Origin of the sequence: Draconibacterium sp. (assembly GCF_041583095.1) — a bacterium.
Taxonomy (GTDB): domain Bacteria; phylum Bacteroidota; class Bacteroidia; order Bacteroidales; family Prolixibacteraceae; genus Draconibacterium.
The window spans coordinates 1-5,139 of sequence record NZ_JBFHGM010000329.1; the positions used below are offsets into that span (position 1 = coordinate 1).

Consider the following 5,139-nt stretch of genomic DNA (forward strand, 5'->3'; position numbering starts at 1 on the left):
CGTAGTTCAAGAACTCAGAACCTGAACTTAATAAAGTCAGCTCTAATTCCCCTTCATCATCGCGCGTTGTGGCCGGAAGATAATAAGTTGGATTTTTACTACGGGTTAACGAGCTATAGCTGTAGTTATCGAAAGAAAAAGACAGTTTTGTGCTTAAGCCTTCAGCAATAAAATCCAGTTTTTGCTCTAATGAGAAAAGCGATTCCAGTTTACTGCTGGTATAAACGCCATATCCATACTGGGTAAGGTAAGCCCATGGGTTTACCCTCGAACTGCGCACCGGAATTTTTCCATCGGCATAAATGGCCGGGTGTACCATTGGCGGCGTGTCAAAAGCATAGTCCCATACGGTATTTGTTCCGTTCGACTGTTTGCGTAGTTTCTGCAGATAACCCCCAACGCTCAGTCGCATTGATGTTGTTTTTGTCAGGTTCAAATCTACATTCGAACGCAGGTTGTAACGTGTTAAGCCTGTGCTGGTATCGTACGAAAGCGAATTGTCTCTTTTCATGATACCATCCTCATTATACGCCGAGGCAGTGAGGTTATATCGTAACATGGCCGAGCCTCCGTTTACATTCAGGTTTGCCCGGGTGTTGTAGGCATGATCTTTCGAAATAGCCTTTATCCAATCCACATTCGGATACAATTCCGGATCATATCCGCTACGGGTACGGTCAATCGCCAGTTGCTCGTAATACGGAACTTTAAATTCTTCTGAAGCCAAATCGTTTAGCAGTTGCATATGATCGGCAGCACCAATGAACTCAGGCATTTGTGTTGGAGCAGTTATAGCATGCTCAACCCGAACATTCACAACAGGTTTCTGAATTTTTCCGCGTTTGGTATTTACCAGAATTACTCCGTTTGCACCGCGTACACCGTACATGGCACTTGCTGCAGCATCTTTAAGTATCGAAAATGATTCGATCTCTGAAATATCCAGATCATCCAGCGAACGCTGAACACCATCAACCAATACCAGCGGATTTGTGCTTCCCGAGAAGGAAGAAATACCACGAATCCAGAAATTAGACTGGTTGTATCCCGGTTCGCCCGAACGGGTTACCGCAATTACACCGGCCAGTTTTCCGGCCAAAGTGTTTGAAATATTTTTTGATGAACTAATCTGTAATTCTCCCGGATTAATGTTTTGAATAGCTCCAACTACCGAAGCCTTTTTCTGTGTACCGTAACCAACTACCATTACTTCATCCAGGTCGGTGGTTGCTTCTTCCAAAACAATGTCGCGAGGAACTTCATTAACAGGAATTTCCTGGTTTTGCATTCCGATAAAAGAAAAAGTTAATACAGCATCTTCCGGGGCATTTATAGTATAAATACCATCTACATTTGTAATCGTTCCGTTAGAAGTACCTTTGATAACCACAGAAACTCCCGGCAGGGGAAGTCCCTTGCTATCGATAATTCGTCCGCTAACAGGTTTTTGGTCCTGTTCCGCAGGCTCTTCTTCCTTTGTCTCTTTTACGGGAACCAGAACAATTTGCCGGTCGATTATTTTATAGGTTAAATTGGTATTGGCCAATACTTGTTCCAGAATTTCATCCACCGAAGATTGATCAGCGATCACATCGATTTTTCTTTCCAGATCAACCTGACTGTCCCGGTAAAAGATGTTAAACTCGCTCTGGTCCTGAATTTTCTCAAAAACCTGCTTTACGGTTACATCTCTTAACATGAACGAAAATTTGGCACTTTGAGAATAAGTAGTGTTGGCAAAAACACTGCTCATTCCAACGAGCAAAAGAAAGATTGTAATCCTCATAATCCGAAGAAATTGGGTGCCTCCTTTGCCCAAAGAGCAATAGGGATACCTCGTTTTACTTTTTTTCATAAATTTGTTTGATTTATAAATTTTAAAATACATTGCCTGGCAGCAATGTTGATTAATTTTTACAGCCTGCAGATGTTCCAGCATCTGCAGGCTTTCTCATTTTTTTTAAGACAAAAACAAGTGGTTTTACATAGGCTTAACTAGTTTAGATTTATGATTAGCTTATTGTTTTCTCTATTTAGTTTAATCTGAGTGGTTTCAGCTATAATGTTCAGCACCTCTTCTGCGGTGTTTCTTAGGTTTAAATTTCCCGAGAATGTTTCTTTGCCAATAGCCGCATTTTGTAATTCTATATCAACATTGTAATAGCGCGATATTTTTTTAAGAATGGTTTCAAGTGGCTCTTTTTCAAGAATCAGGTAGCCGTCGCGCCACGATAAATAGTTTTTTACATTAACCTGGCTTTCCTCAAAACGTTCCGTGTTGTTGTTGTAAACAATTCGTGTTCCGGGTAAAATTGTTCTTTTCTCGTTATTAAACAATGTATTGTTATTCGAACTGATTTCTATTTTTCCTTCCGCCAGAACAGTACCACTATTGTTATCATCTTCGTAGGCGTTTACATTAAAAACTGTTCCCAATACCTTGATTTTAAAATCTTTGGTATTTACATAGAACGGTTTGTTATCAATATGTGCAACATTAAAAATGGCTTCACCATCAATGTATACTTCGCGTTTGTTGCCTGTATTCGTTGCGGGGTATACCAATTTCGATCCTGAATTCAGCCATACTCTCGATCCGTCGGCAAGCGTAATTTGTGTACGTTTTCCGTAGGGAACAACCAGCGTATTAAAAACAGGCTTTTTGTTTTCTAACGATTGCGTAATTTTTTGAGTAGAATCGATGGTAATATTCTCTCCTTTTTCGTCGTACAAGATCTTCGATTCTTCTTCGGCAATTAAAACCTGGCGACCATCCTGAAGTATAAGTTGTGTTGCAGTATCGGGTTGCGAGAGTTGCATGGTTTCAACCAGAATGTCGAAGTCGCTTGTATCAACTGTGCGTTGTACCTGCCACACCGAAAACATAACAATAAGAAATGAGGCGGCCACGGTCCAGCGCGCAAGTGTTTTTTTCCGTTTATCCTGTTGAATTGAAGAACGGAGCTGCGCCCGGACATTTTCTTTATCCTGAGATGAGGGAGTTTTTTTATAAGAAGTCAGAAAGGAATAAATAGTGCTGGCCAACTCTAATTCCTCAGTTTCCGATTCTTTTTTATTTTCAATTTTTTCAACGGTCGAATCGATACTGAATTTTTCATCAGCCAAAATATCGTATGCCTTTTTTACTTCGTTGTTATCCATTATGGTTTTAATCTACATCTACATAAAGTGGATGGAAGTAAAAACATAGACAAAAAAAATAAAAAAAATTGTCTACCCGGTCTAAATTCGGTTTCTAAGCATAAAAAACAGTAGTATGGAGTTACTCGTTTTTCCTTTTTTAATGGCTTTGCGTAACTCTTTTAATGTTCTGTATATCATTGTTCTGGCCGATTCAACCGAGATGTTTAAAGTGTCGGCAATTTGGGGGTAACTTAAGTTGTGTTCAAATTTTAGAGATAATGCTTCCTGTTGTTTTTTTGTCAGTTTTTTCATGACATCGGCAAGTGCCTTGAAATTTTCTTTTTTTGTTTCGTCGGCTATAATTTCATCCTCTAGTGATATTACCGGTGTGTCGTTCAAATGCAATAGTTGCTCATCGTGCAGAAGCGTATTTTTTTTTGTTCCTTCCTTATGTAATAGCCGTCTTAGCGAACGTAACAGATAATACTGAATGTTATCTGTTGAAGAAAGTGTTTTGCGGTATTTATAAAGATTTAGAAAAAGGTCGTGGATGCAGTCTTTTATAAAATCCTGGTCTTTCGAAAAATTAAGGGCATACGAGTACAGTTCGTTAAAATACTGGTCGTAGATACGGTAAAACGCATCATCGTCACCATTCTTAAAACGCTCCCAAAGAAAATATGAAGGATTTTCTTTATTTGCCATCTGTCCCCAAAATGTAATTGTCCCTCTAAACTATGATGCGAATATACATAAAATGATATTTAGACCTCATTATTGTCGTTTTACATGTCTGGTGGCATTATTTTTTATGGACATGCACACTTTTATTTAGAGGCGTTTTTCTATATCACTATCGTTTTTAACGATTCACTTATTGGCTAAGGTCCAATTTAAAACAAAGGGTGTGGACTTTTGGTTTTTTATTTTTCTGAATCAATCAGAACTAAGAAATCAGAACGATCGGGAATGATAAACTTAATGGGCTGTATATTTCTGCAGTTATTTGCGTTCACTCTCCACCGAAAATACAAAACTGTCGCCGCGGTAATATCCCAGGTTGAACTCGATTGGGCGTTTGTTCTCGTCGTACACCAACCGGCGTCGAAAAAGAACCGGGTCGTCGTTCGGAATGTTTAGCTTTTTGCATAAAAAGGGTGTTGCTTTTATAGCGCTAATCTCTTCGTACGAAAGTGATGCTTTTACATTGTATTTTTTTTCTAGGATCTCATACAGCGGATTGGCAAAATTTTCATCGCTGCTGATGCCCAGTTCTGGGTTGAAATAGGAGATGAAGTAAACAAAGGGAAAGTCTTTTTTCCCTCGTAATCGTTCCAGTGTAAGAACTTGCTTGTCGGGTTCTACCTTAAAAAAGGAGCTGACTTCTTTATTGGCATTTTGCCAGCTTATATGTAGCTCGAAATTCTGAACCTGAATCCCCAACGCCTGCATTTCCTGCGAAAAACTGTACCAGTTTTTTGCCCGTCCCGGTATGCCTTTTGCAGCCACTTTTGTGCCATAACCTTTCTTTCTGATGAGTAATCCTTCGTAAACCAGTTTATTAATCGCCTGGCGTAAAGTATTTCTCGAAATATTGAGTTGTTTAGACAGGTCGACTTCGTTGGGAAGTAACTTTCCGTTTTGGTATTCTGCCTGCTGAATCATTTCCCGAAGAAGCGCTTCAGCTTGTATATGTAATGGTGTTTGACTTTTATGATCTATGTTCAACTTCATGTTTATACATTAATCTGCGCCCAAAGATACGCTAAACACAATAAAATAAAATATATTCCTCAATATTTTAAGTTTTTAAAAATATGTATATGTTTGCACAAAGAATTAAATGTATGAACATGGTGCGTTCATCTCTCTCTGTATCTCATTTAATTTTAGATGTCACTAGTGTCCCATTAAAATTGGGACGTTAATAATTAAACAAATTTGGCTCATTAAGCCTAAAACGTTCTTTGTCATTTTGAAATTTAGTTCTCTCAA

General features: G+C 38.8%; 4 protein-coding genes. All 4 read right to left on the reverse strand.

From position 1 onward, the window contains the following. Nucleotides 1-1,786: SusC/RagA family TonB-linked outer membrane protein (locus ABZB17_RS20255; RefSeq protein ID WP_372653037.1), on the reverse strand; the 1,786-nt coding region annotated here is incomplete at its 3' end. 209 nt (nt 1,787-1,995) lie between these two features. Further along, nucleotides 1,996-3,162 (reverse strand): FecR family protein, encoded by a 1,167-nt coding sequence (locus ABZB17_RS20260; RefSeq protein WP_372653040.1) that lies wholly within the window; start codon nt 3,160-3,162, stop codon nt 1,996-1,998. 81 nt (nt 3,163-3,243) lie between these two features. Further along, nucleotides 3,244-3,849 carry an RNA polymerase sigma factor gene (locus ABZB17_RS20265; protein WP_372653043.1) on the reverse strand — a complete coding sequence of 202 codons (606 nt, stop codon included), beginning with the start codon at nt 3,847-3,849 and terminating at the stop codon, nt 3,244-3,246. A 297-nt stretch (nt 3,850-4,146) separates the two neighbouring features. Next, on the reverse strand, nt 4,147-4,878 hold the full coding sequence (locus ABZB17_RS20270) for a GntR family transcriptional regulator (RefSeq protein ID WP_372653045.1): 732 nt from the start codon (nt 4,876-4,878) through the stop codon (nt 4,147-4,149). Nucleotides 4,879-5,139: the final 261 nt, after the last annotated feature.